The sequence below is a fragment of the Streptomyces spongiae genome, from assembly GCF_009377185.1.
Lineage (GTDB): Bacteria > Actinomycetota > Actinomycetes > Streptomycetales > Streptomycetaceae > Streptomyces > Streptomyces spongiae.
On sequence record NZ_VJZC01000187.1, the window covers coordinates 1 to 16298 of the forward strand.

General features: G+C 70.4%; 14 protein-coding genes. 2 read left to right on the forward strand and 12 right to left on the reverse strand.

What is annotated here, in order from left to right; genetic code table 11:
• Positions 1–835: EamA family transporter (locus FNH08_RS23940; RefSeq protein ID WP_152773601.1), on the reverse strand; the 835-nt coding region annotated here is incomplete at its 3' end.
• A gap of 68 nt (positions 836–903) precedes the next feature.
• On the opposite strand from FNH08_RS23940, the gene FNH08_RS23945 reads away from it, so the two are divergent.
• Positions 904–1758 carry a LysR family transcriptional regulator gene (locus FNH08_RS23945; RefSeq protein WP_152773602.1) on the forward strand — a complete coding sequence of 285 codons (855 nt, stop codon included), beginning with the start codon at positions 904–906 and terminating at the stop codon, positions 1756–1758.
• 31 nt (positions 1759–1789) lie between these two features.
• On the opposite strand, the gene FNH08_RS23950 is transcribed toward FNH08_RS23945, so the two are convergent.
• The 6 genes from FNH08_RS23950 to FNH08_RS23975 form a co-directional block, all read right to left on the reverse strand.
• Positions 1790–3421: an SMP-30/gluconolactonase/LRE family protein gene (locus tag FNH08_RS23950; protein ID WP_152773603.1), complete on the reverse strand. Its 1632-nt coding sequence runs from the start codon at positions 3419–3421 to the stop codon at positions 1790–1792.
• 17 nt (positions 3422–3438) lie between these two features.
• Entirely contained in the window at positions 3439–5268 is a 1830-nt protein-coding gene (locus FNH08_RS23955) for a flavin-containing monooxygenase (protein ID WP_152773604.1), read from the reverse strand.
• A gap of 77 nt (positions 5269–5345) precedes the next feature.
• A complete protein-coding gene (locus FNH08_RS23960; protein WP_322725220.1) occupies positions 5346–6509 on the reverse strand; it encodes an NAD(P)/FAD-dependent oxidoreductase in 1164 nt (387 codons plus the stop codon).
• Complete coding sequence (locus FNH08_RS23965; RefSeq protein WP_152773606.1) at positions 6506–6703, reverse strand: ferredoxin; 198 nt, start codon at positions 6701–6703, stop codon at positions 6506–6508. The genes FNH08_RS23960 and FNH08_RS23965 overlap by 4 nt, the downstream gene beginning before the upstream one ends.
• A 50-nt stretch (positions 6704–6753) precedes the next feature.
• Complete coding sequence (locus tag FNH08_RS23970) at positions 6754–7995, reverse strand: cytochrome P450 (protein ID WP_152773607.1); 1242 nt, start codon at positions 7993–7995, stop codon at positions 6754–6756.
• A 156-nt stretch (positions 7996–8151) separates the two neighbouring features.
• Positions 8152–8874 (reverse strand): response regulator transcription factor, encoded by a 723-nt coding sequence (locus tag FNH08_RS23975; RefSeq protein WP_152773608.1) that lies wholly within the window; start codon positions 8872–8874, stop codon positions 8152–8154.
• 135 nt (positions 8875–9009) lie between these two features.
• Here FNH08_RS23975 and FNH08_RS23980 point away from each other — a divergent pair, with 135 nt between their 5' ends.
• Positions 9010–9777 carry an SDR family NAD(P)-dependent oxidoreductase gene (locus tag FNH08_RS23980; protein WP_152773609.1) on the forward strand — a complete coding sequence of 256 codons (768 nt, stop codon included), beginning with the start codon at positions 9010–9012 and terminating at the stop codon, positions 9775–9777.
• 97 nt (positions 9778–9874) lie between these two features.
• Here the strand turns inward: FNH08_RS23980 and FNH08_RS23985 are convergent, their stop codons facing one another.
• The 5 genes from FNH08_RS23985 to FNH08_RS24005 form a co-directional block, all read right to left on the reverse strand.
• Entirely contained in the window at positions 9875–11107 is a 1233-nt protein-coding gene (locus FNH08_RS23985) for a cytochrome P450 (protein WP_152773610.1), read from the reverse strand.
• 64 nt (positions 11108–11171) lie between these two features.
• Positions 11172–11819 (reverse strand): TetR/AcrR family transcriptional regulator, encoded by a 648-nt coding sequence (locus FNH08_RS23990; protein WP_322725222.1) that lies wholly within the window; start codon positions 11817–11819, stop codon positions 11172–11174.
• A 144-nt stretch (positions 11820–11963) separates the two neighbouring features.
• A complete protein-coding gene (locus FNH08_RS23995) occupies positions 11964–12608 on the reverse strand; it encodes a response regulator transcription factor (protein WP_322725224.1) in 645 nt (214 codons plus the stop codon).
• Between the two features lie 31 nt (positions 12609–12639).
• Positions 12640–13794, reverse strand: a complete 1155-nt coding sequence (locus tag FNH08_RS24000; RefSeq protein WP_152773612.1) for a sensor histidine kinase — start codon at positions 13792–13794, stop codon at positions 12640–12642.
• Positions 13795–13904: 110 nt separating this feature from the next.
• Entirely contained in the window at positions 13905–16010 is a 2106-nt protein-coding gene (locus FNH08_RS24005) for an alpha-galactosidase D (protein ID WP_152773613.1), read from the reverse strand.
• Between the last annotated feature and the right edge of the window lie 288 nt (positions 16011–16298).

Genomic DNA, 16298 nt, shown 5'->3' on the forward strand with positions numbered 1-16298 from the left:
CACCCAGGCCCTGCCCGAGCACCACCCATCCGACGGCTGCCGCGAGGACCGGGTTGACGCTCATGAAGAGACCGAAGAAACGGGCCGGTACGCGGCGCAGGGTGAACAGGTCCGCGAGGTACGGCACGGCGGAGGAGAGGACACCGGCGGCGACGGCGTACGCGACCGACGCGGCCGTGGGCGGGTGCTGGACCACGACGAGGGCACCGACCGGCAGGAACATCAGCGCGGAGACTCCGGCGGCGGCGGCCGACCCCTGCGCTCCCGGGATCCTCCGGCCGACGGTGCGGTTGAGCAGGATGTACGACGCCCAGCAGACGGCGGCCAGCAGGCCGAGCCCCATTCCCACGTAGTCGGTCGAGGGCTGGGGGCGCATGAGGATGACGGCCCCCGCGCCCGCGACCACCGCGCAGCACGCGTCCAGACGGCGCCGGGACGCGGCGAGGGCGATGGTGAGGGGGCCGAGGAACTCCAGGGTCACCGCCAGCCCCAGACCGACGCGGTCGATGGCGCTGTACAGGGACAGGTTCATCGTGCCGAACACCAGGGCGAGCAGCAGCACCGGCCACCACTGCCGCCAGGTGAACGTGCGCAGCCGGGGGCGGCCGACGGCTGTCAGGACGACCGCGGCCACGTACTGGCGCACCGCGACCACGCCGACCGGGCCGAGTACGGGGAAGGCGAGGGCTCCGGTCGCGGCGCCGACCTGGTTGGACAGGCCGCTGCCGACCATGGTCAGCACACCGGCGAGGCGCCGACGGTCGTGTTCGGGTGCCTGGGTCGGGGCGGCACTGGTCTGCGGAGGGGCCACCGGGCCGACAGCGTCTGTCTGCATGTGCCGATGGTCACCGGGCTCGGCGCATGCGCATAATGCATCCACCGCTCCATCCATACGCTGGAGTCATGGATCTGGAACTGCGGCAGCTGCGCTGTCTCGTCGCGATCGTCGAGGAGGGCACCTTCACGGACGCGGCCATCGCGCTCGGCGTCTCCCAGGCCGCCGTCTCCCGCACCCTCGCCTCGCTGGAACAGGCTCTGGGAGTAAGGCTGTTGAGGCGGACCTCCCGCGAGGTGAACCCGACGGCGACCGGTCTGCGCGTGCTGGGGCACGCCCGGAGGGTGCTCGCCGAGGTGGACGATCTGGTGCGGGAGGCGACGTCCGGCCACACCCGGCTGCGGATCGGGTACGCCTGGTCGGCCCTCGGCCGTCACACGCCGGCCTTCCAGCGCCGTTGGCGTGAGGTGCACCCCGGGGTCGACCTGCTCCTGGTCCGCGTCAACTCCGCGACCGCCGGGCTGGCGGACGGCGCCTGCGATCTCGCCGTGGTCCGCAGGCCACTGGACGACCGCCGCTTCGACTCGGCCATCGTGGGCCTGGAGCGGCGTCTGTGCGCCATGGCGTCGGACGACCCCCTGGCCCGGCGCCGCTCGATCAGGCTCGCCGACATCGGCGGGCGCACCCTGCTCGTCGACCGGCGGACGGGCACCACCACGACGGACCTGTGGCCGCCGGACGCCCGGCCCACGACCGAGGAGACGCACGACGTCGACGACTGGCTCGCCATGATCTCGACGGGACGGTACGTGGGGGTCACACCGGAGGCCACCGCCCATCAGTACCGCCGGTCGGGCGTGGTCTACCGCCCGGTGCGCGACGCCGAACCGATCGCGGTACGGCTCGGCTGGTGGCGGGACGACCCGCACCCGAGCACCCAGGCGGCCATCGAACTGCTCACGGCCCTCTACCGCACGGGATGAGCGGCAGAGGGCCGGGGCACCGGACTCCTCGTCACTCCCCTGCCGGCTCCGACAGGCGCAGTACGCTCCCCTCCCCGTTGGCCGCGAGGACCAGCGAACCGTCCGGGCCGACGGCGAGACCGGCGAACCGGCGCGGTGAGCCGGGCATACCGTGCGTGAACAGGGCCGGTTCGTCACGAGGAGTGATCCCCGGGGGCAGGCCGACCGCCAGGTCCTCGGCCTCGATCCTGCTCTCCCCGGTGGTGAGGGAGATCGCCCGTAGCCTGCGCCGCCCGGTCTCCACGGTGAACAGCTCGTCGCCGCGCACGGCCAGGCCCTGCGGTGCGTCGAGCCCGTCCGCGACGGTCACGGTCTCGCCGTCGTCCACGCGGAGCACCGCGCCGAGCCGGTCGTCGCTGACGTAGCAGCGTCCCTCGGCGTCGACGGCGACGTCCACGGGGTGGTCGAGTCCCTCGGCGAGCACGGTGACGGTGTCGCTCTCGTCTATGGCCACGACCCGGCCGGCCCCGGTCTCGGCGACGACGAGCGAGCCGTCGGACCCGACCGCGATGCCCAGGGGCTGGTTCAGGCCGTTCGCCCGTACCCGGGACGTCTTCTGGACGGGGTCGTAGGTGCGCACCTGGCCGTACTGCGAGGTCAGGTGCAGCACCCCGTTGTCGGCGGTGATCCCGTGGGAGAAGGGCTGCAGTTCCTCCGTGGTCCCGCCACCCGGCCCGCCCGCGTCGGCGTTCTCCGGAACCGTGGGTTTCGCCAGGCGGTAGTGGTCGGCCGCGTACACCGTGCCGCCCAGGTCGACGGTCACCCCGAAGGGGCCGTCGAGGCCGCGGGGCACGATCTCCCGGGTCCGGCCGTCGGGGTGCATCTCCAGGACGCCGCCGCTCGCGTAACTCGACACGAACATACGGTTCTCCGTGTCGAACGCCGCGTTGTCGAGCCCGACCACCCCACTGGTGACGAGCCCCCGCGATCCGCTGCCGTGCAGGTCGATACGGGTCACGATCCCTTCCACACCACGTGAGAGGACGTGCAGGACACCGCCCCGGTCGAAGCGCACCGCGACCGGTTCGTGCACCTCCTCGGCGACCACCTCGGGTTTCCCGCCGTCGGGCGGTATGCGCCAGACCTGACCGGTGATCATGTGCGGGTAGTAGAGGTGGCCGTCGGGGCCGAGTTGCATCGCGTTGCCCAGGGCGAGCCCCTCGGTCAGCACCACGGGGTCGCCGCCGTCCGGGAACAGCTCCAGCAGCCGGCCGTCCATCTTCATCTCGTTGACGAAGAGCCGGTCGCCGACGCAGGTGATGCCGTTCGGGTTCTTCACGTCGTCGGAGACCAGGGTGTACTCGCCCTGGGGGCTGCGGCGCCACACCCGGCCGGGCACCAGGTCGGCGATGTACATCGAACCGTCCGCGCCGAAGGCGAGGTCGTCCGGCGACTGCACCGGACTGTCCATCGGCACGATCACGTCCACGTCCCCGGTGGCGGGGTCCACGGCACTGATCCGCCCGGCGAGGAACTCCGCCACGTACAGCCGCCCGTCGGGCCCGAACGCGACGCCGTTCGAACCCCACAGCCGGTTCGGCGGGTTGAGTCTCCTGGCCTCCCACCGGTCACTGGTGGCGGGCCTGCGGCCGGTGTCGTCGAACCGGCTGGGATCCGTCGTCATGTCCGTCTCCCCCGCCCTCACTCGGCCTCCACGAGCACGTCGCCCAGCCCGCCGTTCGCGCGCCAGTTCCTGAGCAGTTCGTGGAACGCGACCGGCCCGTCGCCGAACGACATGCTCTTCTCCCGGGGCCTGCCCTCGTTGTTGTAGTAGCCGGGCGTGCACTCCGCCTGGAACGCGTACAGGTCGGCCGCCTTCTCCGCGATGGTGGCCACCCAGGTGTCCTGGGCCTCGGGGGTCGGTTCGACGTACCGGACCCTGCGCCTGCGGGCCTCGGCGACGACCCCGGCGACATGCTGGGCCTGCTCGTCGAGGATGTGCACGTAGTTGACGGCACTGGCGTTCTGCAGCGGGCCGAGCTGGAAGAGGTTGGGGAAGCCGTGGCTGTAGAACCCGTGGAGCGTCTTCGGGCCCTGCGCCCATGCCTCGAAGATGTGGGCCCCTCCCCGGCCGTACACCGGGAGCTTTCCGGCGAGGATTCCCGACATCCCGACCTCGAAGCCGGTCGCGAAGATGACGCAGTCGACCTCGTACTCCACCCCGCCCACCACGACCGCGTTCTCGGTGATCCGCTCCACGCCGTGGGTGTCGGCCGTGTCGACGAGGGTGACGTTGGGCCGGTTGAAGGCCTGGAGGTAGTGGTCGCTGAACGTGGGCCGCTTGCACATGTAGCGGTACCACGGCTTGAGCTTCTCGGCCGTCTCCGGGTCCTCGACGACGGTCTCCACGCGGGCGCGGATCTCGTTCATCTTCTGGAAGTCGGCGATCTCGTAGGCGCGTTCGCGCTCGTCCGGCGGGACGTCCGCGTACGCGTTGGTCGGGATGAGTTTCTCCTGGAGGCGGGCGCTGCTGGTCCAGGCGTCGTCGACCTCGTCCTCGTCCGTGCGGACGCCGGTGACGACCTTGAGGAAGTTCTCCATACGGCGCTTCTGCCAGCCCGGCGTCAGCGCCTTGGCCCACTCCGCGTCGGTGGGGCGGTTGCCGCGCACGTCGACCGAGGAGGGCGTGCGCTGGAACACGTACACCTGCTGGGCGTCCTCGCCGAGGTGTGGCACGACCTGGATCGCGGTGGCACCGGTGCCGATGAGGGCGACGCGCTTGTCGGCGAGCTTGTGCAGACCTCCGTTGGCGTCACCGCCGGTGTAGGCGTAGTCCCAGCGGCTGGTGTGGAACGTGTGGCCCTTGAAGGTCTCGATGCCGGGGATACCGGGGAGCTTGGCCTCGCTGAGCGTGCCGGTGGACACGACCACGTGGCGTGCCTTGATGCGGTCGCCCCGGTCGGTGGAGACGGTCCACTCCAGGTCGGTGTCGTCCCAGCGCAGTTCGGTCGCCTGCGTCTGGAAGCAGGCGCCCTCGTACAGGCCGAAGTGGCGTGCGATGGCCCGGGTGTGCTGGCGGATCTCCTCCCCCGGGGCGTACTTCCACTTCGGGACGTAGCCGATCTCCTCGAGCAGCGGCATGTAGATGTACGACTCGATGTCGCAGTGGATGCCCGGGTAGCGGTTCCAGTACCAGGTGCCGCCGAAGTCGCCGCCCTTCTCGATCACCCGGATCGACTCCACGCCCGCCTGCCGGAGCCGCGCCCCGGCGAGCAGACCGCCGAACCCGCCCCCGATGATCACCGCCTCGACACGGTCGTGGAGGGGCTCCCGGGTGAACTCGGCGTCGGCGTAGGGGTCTTCGTCGTAGTAACCGAACTCGCCGCTGAGGCCCTGATACTGCCCGCCGCCCTCGGGGCGGATGCGGCGGTCGCGCTCGGCCTTGTACCGGGCGCGCAGTTCCTCCGGGTCGAAGCCCAGCTCCTGAGGAGCCGGGGACGTGCTGCCGGACGATGTGTGGGGGGTGGACATCGGTGTCCTCTCGTGTCCGTGAGCGTCTGTTGTGGTGTGGTGCGCCAGGCGGAGACCGGACGGCCGGCGCGGGTCCGTCACACCGTCACGGCCTCGCGCCAGGTCGCACGGGCCGCGATGGCCTGCCGCCACGACCGGACCGCCTTGGGTGACACGCCGACCGCGAGGGCCCCGCTGACGTGGTCGCCGGTGCGGTAGACCGCGACGAACCGTCGCTCGGTCAGGTCCCCCTCCACGACGGCCACCTCGTCGTGGCCGCGCAGATAGCCGTACGCCTGCACCTTCATGTCGTACTGGTCGGACCAGAAGTACGGCACCGGTGCGAACGGCTTACGGGCCTCGGGGCGCAGGAGGTTGCGGGCGGCGGCCATGCCCTGTTCGGCGGCGTTGGTGCGGTGCTCGATCCGCATGGGCACCCCGAACAGCGGGTTGTACCAGCGGGCGACGTCTCCGGCCGCGTACACGCCCCGGGCCGCCTCGCAGTACTCGTCGCAGTTCAGCCCGTCGCCGACGGCCAGGCCGCTGTCGGCGAGCCACTCGGTGTTGGGCAGCGAGCCGATGGCGACCAGCACCTCGTCGGCGTCGACGAGTTCACCGTCCGCGAGCCGTACCCCGTCCTCGGTCACCGCGGTCACGGTGACTCCGGTGCGCAGGTTCACCCCGTGGTCCAGGTGGGCCCGTGACAGCACCTGGCCGATCTCCTCGCCGACCGCGTGGGCCAGCGGCACCGGCGCCGGTTCGAGCAGGGTCACCTCGGCGCCGAGCCGCGACGCCACGGCGGCGGCCTCCGCGCCGAGGAACCCGGCGCCGACGACGACCACCCGTACCCCGGGCTCCAGTTGGTCCCGCAGGACGACGGCGTCGTCGAGCGTCCGCAGCACATGGGCGCCCTCGCCGGGCAGCCGGCGTGGGCGCACACCGGTGGCCACGACCAGACCGTCGTACGGCAGCGCCGAGCCGTCCGCCAGACGTACCGTACGGTCCGGCACGTCCAGCCCCGTCGCGGCGACACCGAGACGCAGGTCGATGTCGAGGGCGTCGAGGTCGGCCGAGGGGCGCAGCGCGAGCCGCTCGGGGCTCCACTCACCCGCCAGGAGCTGCTTGGACAGCGGTGGGCGGTCGTACGGGGTGTGCGGTTCGTCGCCGACGAGGGTGAGCGTGCCGTCGTAGCCCTCGCGGCGGAGCGTCTCGACGGCCGCGAGTCCGGCGGCCGAGGCGCCCACGACGACGATCCGCCTCACTCCTCCACCAGCCGGATCGCGGCCGCCGGGCAGATCGCCACGGCTTCCCGCACTCCGTCGAGGAGTTCGTCGCCGGGCTTCTCCTCCAGCAGGATCGCGACGCCGTCGTCCTCCCGCTGGTCGAACACCTCAGGGGATGCCATGACGCACTGCCCCGACGCCACGCATTTCGGCTCGTCCAGTTCCACACGCATGGTCTGTTCCTCGGTCATCTGTGGGGGTCGGCCTTTCGTGAGAGGGATGGTCACCAGCGGACGGGCAGGCACTTGACGCCGTAGGTGGTGCCCGTGTGATTGAACGGCAGCTGTTCTATCGGAGCGGCCAGGCTCAGCGTGGGAACGCGCTTGTAGAGCGTGCCGTAGACGACCTGGAGCTCCAGTCGGGCGAGGTTCTGGCCGAGGCACTGGTGGGGACCGTAGCCGAACGCGTTGTGCTGGCGCGCGGGGCGGTTCAGGTCCAGTCGCTCGCTCTCGGGGAACGCCTGCGGGTCCCAGTTGGCGGCGTGCAGGTCGAAGAGGAGGCCGTCGCCCTGGCGTATGACCTGGTCGCCGACCTCGATGTCCTCCTTGGCGACCCGGCGCAGGCCCGAATGGACGATGGACAGGTAGCGCAGCAGCTCCTCGGCCGCGTTGGCAATGAACTTCGGGTCGTCGCTCTCGCGCAACAGCGTGAGCTGGTCGGGGTGCTGGAGCAGGGCGAGGGTGCCGAGACTGATCATCGTGGCGGTGGTCTCGTGCCCGGCGATCAGCATCGCGACGCCCATGTTGACGGCCTCTTCGTGGGCCATCTCGCCGGCCTTGACGCGGCCCGCCATCTCGGACAGCACGTCGTCGGCCGGGTTCTCGAGCTTCTCGCGGAACAGGGTGTCCAGGTACTGGCCCAGCGCCCGGCCGGACGCCTGCGCCTCCTCCGCGGAGAGCGAGCTGTCGAGGACCCGGTTGCTGTTCTCCTGGAAGAGGGCGTGGTCCTTGTACGGCACGCCGAGCAGGTCGGCGATGACCAGCGAGGGCAGGGGCAGCGCCAGCGCCGTGAGCAGGTCTGCGGGGTTGGGCCCGGCGAGCATGGTGTCGATCAGGTCGTCGACGATCTTCTGGATGCCGGGCCGCATGGCCTCGATCCGCTTGACGAGAAAGGGGGCGTTGACCGACCGGCGCAGGCGGGTGTGCTCCGGGGCGTCGGTGTTGGTGATGAGCTTCGGCGTGTGCGGCGCGATCGCCGCCCGGTGGGCGTTGACGTGGGGGAAGTCGGGCTCGTGGTCGTCGTTGCTGACGCGGGGGTCGGTGAGCAGGGTGCGCTGGTCGGCGTGACGGGTGATCAGCCAGGGCGTACTGCCGTTCCAGATCCGGACCTTGCTCACCGGTTGCCCGTCCCGCAGGGGCTCCAGGGCCGGTGGCGGTGCGAGCGGGCAGCCCAGGTCCCTGGGCATCGGATACTCGGGAACGGAGGGGGTGGGCGCGGGCGTGGTGCCGGCCTGTGTGTCGGCCATGTCTCTCCTCGGTGGTGGGGGCTCCGGTCGAAGCGGAGCGCCGGGTGAAGTCGAGGCCTCGATGAGCACATGCAAACAGAGTGGACTGACGCCTTCCGGACGGTTTCCTGACAGAAAGCTGACGTGGCCTGGATCACATGTCGACAGCCGGAAGGTTCACTCTCCACCTCCCGAACGGCCGAGCCAGTAGCCGAAGCCCCGGCGGGTGTGGATGAGCGTCAACCCGCCCTGGTTCACCTTGCGCCGCAGCCGGGAGACGAGTTGCTCGATCGCGTTGTCCCCGCGGTACTCCCCCCAGACGTACCGGGCGATCTGCTCCTTCGACATCACCTTGTGCGCGTTGCCCAGCAGATGGCGCAACAGCCGGAACTCGGCGGGCGTGAGGTCCAGCACCCGCTGTCCGCGCCGCGCCTGACAGGTGACGTCGTCCAGCACCAGATCGTCGTACGCCAGCACGCCCTCCCGCCGCGAGAGCCCCCTGCCCCTCAGTAACACCTGGATGCGTGCCAGGACTTCGGCGATCCGGAGGGGTTTGGTGACGTAGTCCCGCTCCCCCGGCCCGAGTCCGGGAAGGATCTTGCCCAGATCGTCGTACGGGGTCAGGAGGAGCACCGGAGGGCGGTGGACGACCACGGGGTGGGGGCCCTGCTCGAACCCCTCCATGTCCGGCAGTGCCGTATCGAGGATCACCAGGTCGACCGGCTCCTCGGCGAGCCGCGCCACCGCCCCACCCACGGTTTCCGTCGTGCCGGACCGATAGCCCGCCAGTTCCAGCGTCGTCGAGAGCAGTTCGGACGTGCCCGGATCGTCGGCGACGATCAGAACGTGCTGTCCCTCTCCACGGGCGACGGAGGATTTCTCACTGATGCTGCCGTACATGGAAAGACCATTCATCCCGCGGCGATTGCTTGACTCAAGTAAGCCACATATGTTTGCTTCACTCAATCAAGGCGTCGGCCAATCGTCACAAACAACCGGCCGGAGTCGCCCCGTCCCCTGAGATGAGGAGACAGCATGACCAGCACCGGGCTTCAGGACCGCAGTGTCGTCGTCACCGGCGCCGGCGGCGGCATCGGCAGGGCCGCGGCCCTGCGGTTCGCCGAGGAGGGTGCGAAGGTTGTGGTCGCGGACCTGAACCCGGAGGGCGCCGAGGAGACCGTCAAGTCGATCGAGACCGCCGGGGGCACCGCTCTCGCCGTCATCGGCGACCTGAGCGACCAGACGGTGGTGGACACGGTCGTCGAGCGGGCCGTCGAGGCCTTCGGCGGGCTGGACGTCCTGGTGAACAACGCCGGGATCATGGACCGTATGTCCGCCCTCGCGGACGTCGACGACGCCGAGTGGGAGCGGGTCATACGGATCAACCTGACCGCTCCGTTCCTGCTGACCCGGGCCGCCCTGCCGCACATGCTGGCCGCCGAGCGGGGTTCCCTCATCTTCACCGCGTCCGAGGCAGGTCTGCGGGGCAGCGCGGCGGGCGCCGCGTACACCGCCTCCAAGCACGGTGTGATCGGCCTGGTGAAGAACCTCGCCGTCATGTACCGCAAGCAGGGCATCCGCGCCAACGCCATCGCCCCCGGCCCCACGATGACCGGTATCCAGGTCGACGCCGACCAGGGGGCCCACGGGCCCGCGGTGGTGGGGCAGTTCATCGGCGCCAACATCGGCCGGCTGGGCACCGCCGAGGAGCAGGCCGCCACGATCGTCTTCCTCGCCTCCGACGCCGCCGCCTTCGTCAACGGCGCGATCCTGCCCGTCGACGACGGCTGGGCCGCCGTGTGACGTCCTCTTCCCGCCCCGCCCTGTCGGCGGCGGGGTGGGAAGAGGGCGCGAACAGCTCACGAGAGGGAGCGGCCCGTCGCCAGGCCACCGGCGGTTCTCACCAGGCCACCGGCAGTTCGTAGACGCCATAGACCGCGCCGTCGTGCTTGAAGGGGAGTTCCTCCACGTCGGTGGCCAGCCGCAGCGTGGGAACGCGCCGGTAGAGGGTGCTGTAGACGACCTGGAGCTCCAACCGGGCCAGCGGCTGGCCGAGGCACTGGTGCACGCCGAAGCCGAACGCCACGTGGCGGCGGGCGTCACGTCCGAGGTCGAGGTGGTCCGGGTCGGTGAAGACCTCGGGGTCCCGGTTGGCGATCTCGTTGGGGAAGACGATCCCGTCGCCCGCGCGGATCACCTCCCCGGCGATCTCGATGTCCTCCAGCGCCACCCGGCGCCGACCGGTGTGCGTGACGTTGAGGTAGCGCAGCAGTTCCTCCACGGCCGCGGCGACCACCTTCGGGTCGTCCGCGTCGCGCAGCACGGCGAGTTGGCCGGGATTCTCCAACAGGGCGACCGTGCCGAGGGCGATCATGTTGGCCGTGGTCTCGTGACCGGCGAGAAGCAGCAGCACACCCATCTGGGCGGCCTCCTCGCGGGTCAGCTCTCCGGCCTCGACGCGGGTGGCAAGGCCGGACAGGAGGTCGCCTGCGGGGTGGGCCAGTTTCTCGCCCATCAGGTCGTCGAGGTAGGCGAGGAGTGCGCCGTGGGCGGCCGTCCGCTCCTCGACGGGCACGCTCTGTTTGACGAGGGTGCTGCTGTTGCGCTGGAAGAAGTCGTGGTCGTCGTACGGCACGCCGAGCAGTTCGCAGATGACCAGGGAGGGCACGGGCAGCGCGAACGCCTGGACCAGGTCGACGGGGTTGGGTCCGGAGAGCATGTCGTCGAGCTGGTCGTCCACGATCTTCTGCACCGCGGGCCGCATCGCCTCGACCCGCTTGACGGCGAAAGCCCCCGTCACCATCCGCCGGAGCCGGGCGTGTTCGGGATCGTCCATGAGGATGAAGCTGATCCTGTTCCGGCCGTTGCTGGGGGCCGACCTCGGATAGCCGGGGCGCGTGATGTCGGCGCTGACCCGGGGGTCGCCCAGCAGGGCGCGCTGGTCGGCGTGCCGGGTGACGAACCAGGGCGTGCTGCCGTCCCAGAGGCGGACCCTGGCGAGGGGCTTCTCCTGCTGCTGGGACCGCAGCCGGGGCGGCGGATCGAACGGGCAGCCCGTCGCCCGGTCCATCGGAAACGGCAGGATCCCGGAGTCGGCGGCGCGGTCACCTGTCGCGTTCGACGTGATGGTCATCGATGCACCCGTTTCTCGAGTCCCCGACGGGACTCGTGACGTGTGGTGGGGGGATCGGGGGCGGTCAGGCGCGGTCCGTCACCGGCGCCAGCCGCAGTCCGAGGATGGCGTCGACGAGGCCGGTGGCGGCGTCCTGCCAACTGGCCCGGGGGGTGGGGGTGCCCTCGGCGAGGGCCCGTTCGCGTTCGGCGCACATGTGCACGATGAGCTGGCGGGCCATCGCACCCCGCTCCGCGTGCACCTCCGGAGGCAGATCGGGCAGCCGCTGGTTCAGCTCGCCGACGATCCGCCGCAGCGACGCGGACGCGAGCGACTCCTCGACCATGATCCGGTGGAGTGCCGGGTCGGTCATCACCTGGGCGCAGAACCGCGCGTACCAGGTGGGGCTGCCGAGGGCGGCCAGGTGCTCGGGGATGGGCCGCACCAGGCAGTCCACCCAGTCCCGTACGTCGGTGGAGTCGCCGATCGCCGAGAGCAGCCGCGCACGGATCTCCTCGATCTGCTCCTCGTGTCTTCGGGCGACGGCGCGGACCAGGTCGGCCTTGGTGCCGAAGTGGTAACCGACCGCCGCGTTGTTGCCCTGTCCGGCGGCCTCGCTGACCTGACGGTTCGACACGGCGTACACACCGTGCTCGGCGAACAGCCGCTCCGCCGCGGTGAGGATGAGCTCCCTCGTGGCACCGGCCCGCTCCGCCCGTACCGTCCTGTCCACCGTGCGTCCTCCTGTGGTCCGGTGGTCGCTGCGAGCACAGGCAATCCCACCCGCCACAGCCAAGTCAAGCGACTGACTTAAAATCGGCCGAGTTCCAGCCATGCTTTACACGGGGCGAAGCAACATAGGGCAACTCGCGTGCCGCTACGCGTTGTTCAGGTACGCCAGTACGGCGAGCACCCTGCGGTGGCCGCTGTCGCTCGGCGGCAGGCCGAGCTTCAGGAAGACGTTGCCGATGTGCTTGCTGACGGCCCGTTCCGTGACGACGAGGGTCCTGGCGATGGTGGTGTTGTCGTGGCCCTCGGCCATCAGTTTCAGGACCTCCAGCTCGCGCGGGGTCAGCGCGGCGAGAGGGGACTCACGGCGACGGGTGAGGAGTTCGGTCACCACCTCGGGGTCCAGGGCCGTGCCACCGGACGCGACCCGGTCCAGGGCGTCCAGGAACTCGTCGACCCGGCCCACCCGGTCCTTCAGCAGATAGCCCACCCCGCTCGCCCCGCCGACCAGCAGTTCGGCGGCGTACGACTCCTCGACGTACTGCGAGAGCACCAGCACCGGCAGTCCGGGGATCTCCTTGCGGGCCTCCAGCGCGGCGCGCAGGCCCTCGTCGCGGAAGCCGGGTGGCATCCGCACGTCGAGGACGGCGACGTCCGGGCGGTGTGCCAGGAGCGCCGGGAGGATCTCGGGGCCACTGCCGACCACGGCCGTGACCTCGTGCCCGGACGACGTCAGCAGCAGGACGAGTCCCTCCCTCAGCAGGGCGTTGTCCTCGGCGATCACGACGCGCACGGTCGCTCCCTCACTGTTCCGGTCGTCCCGGTCACCATACGCACGGCAGCTCCACCTCGATCACGGTCGGTCCCCCGACAGGGCTGGTCACGGTCACCGTGCCGTCCAGGGCGGCGACACGGCGCCGCATGCCGACCAGTCCGGTGCCACCCGTCTCCTCGGCGCCCCCGCGGCCCTCGTCCCGTACGGCGACCCGCACGCCCGTGGGGACGCGGGCGAGGTGGACGTCCGCGCGCGGGGAGCCGCTGTGCTTGGCGGCGTTGGTCAGCGCCTCGGCCACCACGAAGTACGCGGCCGCCTCCACCGCCGCCGGGGCCCGTGGGTCATCGTGGTCCAGCCCCTCCACCTCTACCGTCACTTCCAATCCGCTGCTCGCCGCCAGCGCCCGCACCGCGCCCGCCAGACCGCGGTCGGTGAGGATCGGCGGGTGGATGCCGCGGACGACGAGCCGGAGCTCGGTCAGCGCGTGCTCGGTCTGTTCCTGCGCGTCCTCCAGGAGCCGTCGCGCGGCCTCCGGGTCCTGGTCGTAGGCGCGCTTGGCGAGCCCGATCCGCATGGACAGGGACACCAGACGGGCCTGCGTGCCGTCGTGCAGGTCCCGCTCGATACGGCGCAGCTCCGCCTCGTGCGCGGCGATGGCGCCGGCACGGGTCTGCGTCAGTTCCTCGACCCGTTCGGCGAGCCGGGCCTTCGGCGAGGGCCTGAGCAGGGCGGTGGACCAGCGGGCCTCCAGATCGGCGAGCCGCACGATCAGCGGGAGCACCACCGGCTCGCGGCGCAGCGGCCCACTCCGCACGCCGTCCACCACCAGCCCCACGGGCCACAGCGGCAGTGCGAGGACGAGGAGGCAGCCGTACACGTAGTGGGCGGCCATCCAGCGCAGGTCGGTGAGGGTGCCGGGGTCGGTGACGGAGATGCGCAGCCGTTCGCGCAGTGTGCCGGTGATCGGCTGGTACGCCTCGGGGATCGGCTTCCCCGTCCACGCGGTCACGATGGTCCGTTTGGAGCCGGCGATCCGGCGGATCAGCAGGACGGTCTCGGGCAGCAGCCAGGCACCGACGACCGCCAGCGTCACGGCGGCGGTGATCAGCAGCACGGTGATGAAGAGGATCGTGCCGAAGGCCATGGCCGCGGCCATGACGAGGTGGACCGTTGCCCGCCACGCCTGCCGCAGGGACTCGCGCATGGCGATCAGATTAAGCCAGGTGCCAGGCGGGCGAGCGAGTGGCCACCACGAACGGCGAGGGACCGGATCCCGGTCCGGATCCGGCCCCTCGCGTCACACCTCCGTGCGGTCTACGGCAGGGTCCACTTCTGGTTGTCCCCGCCGTTGCAGGACCACAGCACGAGCTTCGTGCCGTTCGCGGTCCCCGCGTTCGAGGCGTCCAGGCAGAGGCCGGCGTTCACATTGGTGAGGGTGCCGTCCGCATTGACATTCCACTGCTGGTTGGTCTGGCCGTTGCAGTCCCAGATGACGACCTTGGTGCCGTTGGTGGTGCCGCGGTTGTAGGCGTCCAGGCACTTGTTGCCGTAGACCACGAGCTGCTTGCGCGAGGTGACGTTGGCCCATGTCTGGTTGTCGCCACCGTGGCAGTCCCACAGCTGGGCCTGGGTACCGTTGGTGATCGTGTTGTTGTCGATGTCGAGGCAGCGGCTGGATGCCCGGCCGACGAGCTGGGTGCCGTTCGTGCCGGGGAGCGGGCGGACCTGGACGGCGTCGAGGTCCGGTGCCCAGGCGGAGGAGTTGGAGAAGGTCAGGGTGTTCGTGGAGCCCTTGGCGAGGGAGACCTGGACGGAGACGGTGCCGGGCGTGGTCCACGAGCCGGTCGGCGGGAAGGAGACCGTGGTGGCCTGCTGTCCGTTGACCTGGAGCAAGGCGGTACGGGCCGCTCCGCTGCCGTTGGTGTAGGCGATGTCGACGACCTTGGTGCCGGTGGCGCCGACGGAGACGTTGTTGAAGCGGAGGGTGTTGGCGCTACCGTTGCCGACCCCGCCGACCTTGGTGCCGCCGGAGCAGTTCGCGCAGGTGGCGTCGGCCGCGGAGCCGCCCTTGGTGTTGGCCGCGGCCTCGGCCTCGTACGTGGAACTCGACGCCTCGGTGCCGCCGGTGACCGTGAGCATCACCGAGTCCTTGGCGGGGACGGAGGTGGTGTAGCCGGTGGCGAAGGTGCCCACGTTGGAGCGCGTCCAGAGGTTGCGGACCGTCGCGGAGGCGCCCGTCAGGCCGAGGTCGGACCAGCGGACAGTCATGTTCTGCGCGCTGCCGGTGCGGTTGAGCAGGACGACGGCCCGCTTGCCGGTGCCGGAGAGGACCTTGCTGTAGACCTGCAGTCCGGTGGTGTCCTCGGCGACCTTGACGCCCTGGAGGCCGCGCGGGTCCTGGTCGACCGCGATGACCTCGGGGTTCTTCAGGATGTTCGCGGTCTCGGTGCTCATCGTGGACAGGTTGTTGCCGGCGAGGAGCGGGGCTCCGGAGACGGCCCATAGGTTCATGTGGCTGCGGTTCTGTGCCGCGGTGAAGCCGTCCAGGCCGACCATCAGCATGTCCGGGTCGTTGTAGTAGCCGGTGTGCTGGGCCGTGGGGTGCACGTTCGTGTCGTAGTTGGCGAGCATGCTGTCCCACGAGGGCGAGTTGCCGTGGAAGATGATGTCGGTGTTGGTGCGCCACACGGCGGCCATGCCGGCACCCCAGTTCCACGGGTTCTGCTTGCCCCAGTTGCAGATCGAGAGGGTCAGCGGGCGGCCCGTGGTGGCCGATGCCTTTGCGACGGCGTCACTGATGGCCTGGTACGTCGTCTTCGCGTCGAGCCCCTCGACGTCACCGCCGCACCAGTCGACCTTGACGTAGTCGAAGCCCCACTTCGAGAACTGGAGCATGTCCTGCTCATAGTGGCCCTCACTGCCGCTGCCGGGCGCCGCCGGGCGGCCCGTCGGGAAGTAGTAGCCGCAGCCGTCCTTGCCCGCGTCGGTGTAGATGCCGGCCTTGAGTCCCTTGCTGTGGATGTAGTCGGCGATCGCGCTCATGCCGCCTGGCCACTCGGACTCGTCGATGGTGATGTTGCCCTGGCTGTCGCGGGTGCCCTGCCACCAGCCCTCGTCGATGTTGATGTACTTGTAGCCGGCGTCCGGCAGCCCGGCCGCGACGAACGCGTCGACCTGCGCCTTGATCACGTTGTAGTCGATCTTCGCGGCGAAGGTGTTCCAGGAGGCCCAGCCCATCGGCGCGGGATCCACCGCTATCTGGTTGGACGTCACAGCCACCGGCTCCGCGCGGTTCAGGTCGACGCTGCCCTGGTGCTGGAGACCGACCAGGGCACCGGCGGCCGTCGCGAGGACCGCGGTACGGACGAGTACGGCTCTGCACAGACGTCTTGCGCGAGGGACGAACTGCGGGAAAGGCATGGGGGTTCCTTCCGGGGGGCACGACAACCGAACACGCGGGAAGAGTCGGTCGAGATTCCGAACAATGCACGAGACATCGAACCGACCGGCGCCGAAGCTAAAGCCGCGACCGCGCACAAGTCAACGGATCGTCACCTCGGGTTTTCCAGCATCCTCGCCCGATCCGGAAGCAACCGGAACAGAACGCGCCGGAAGCGTTGACGTAGCCGCCCCCCAAACCTATCTTCTGGTCGAACTTCCGCACGTCGTACGGTATTTCGAACACCCTGCGGCCCCGCCCCGTAAGGC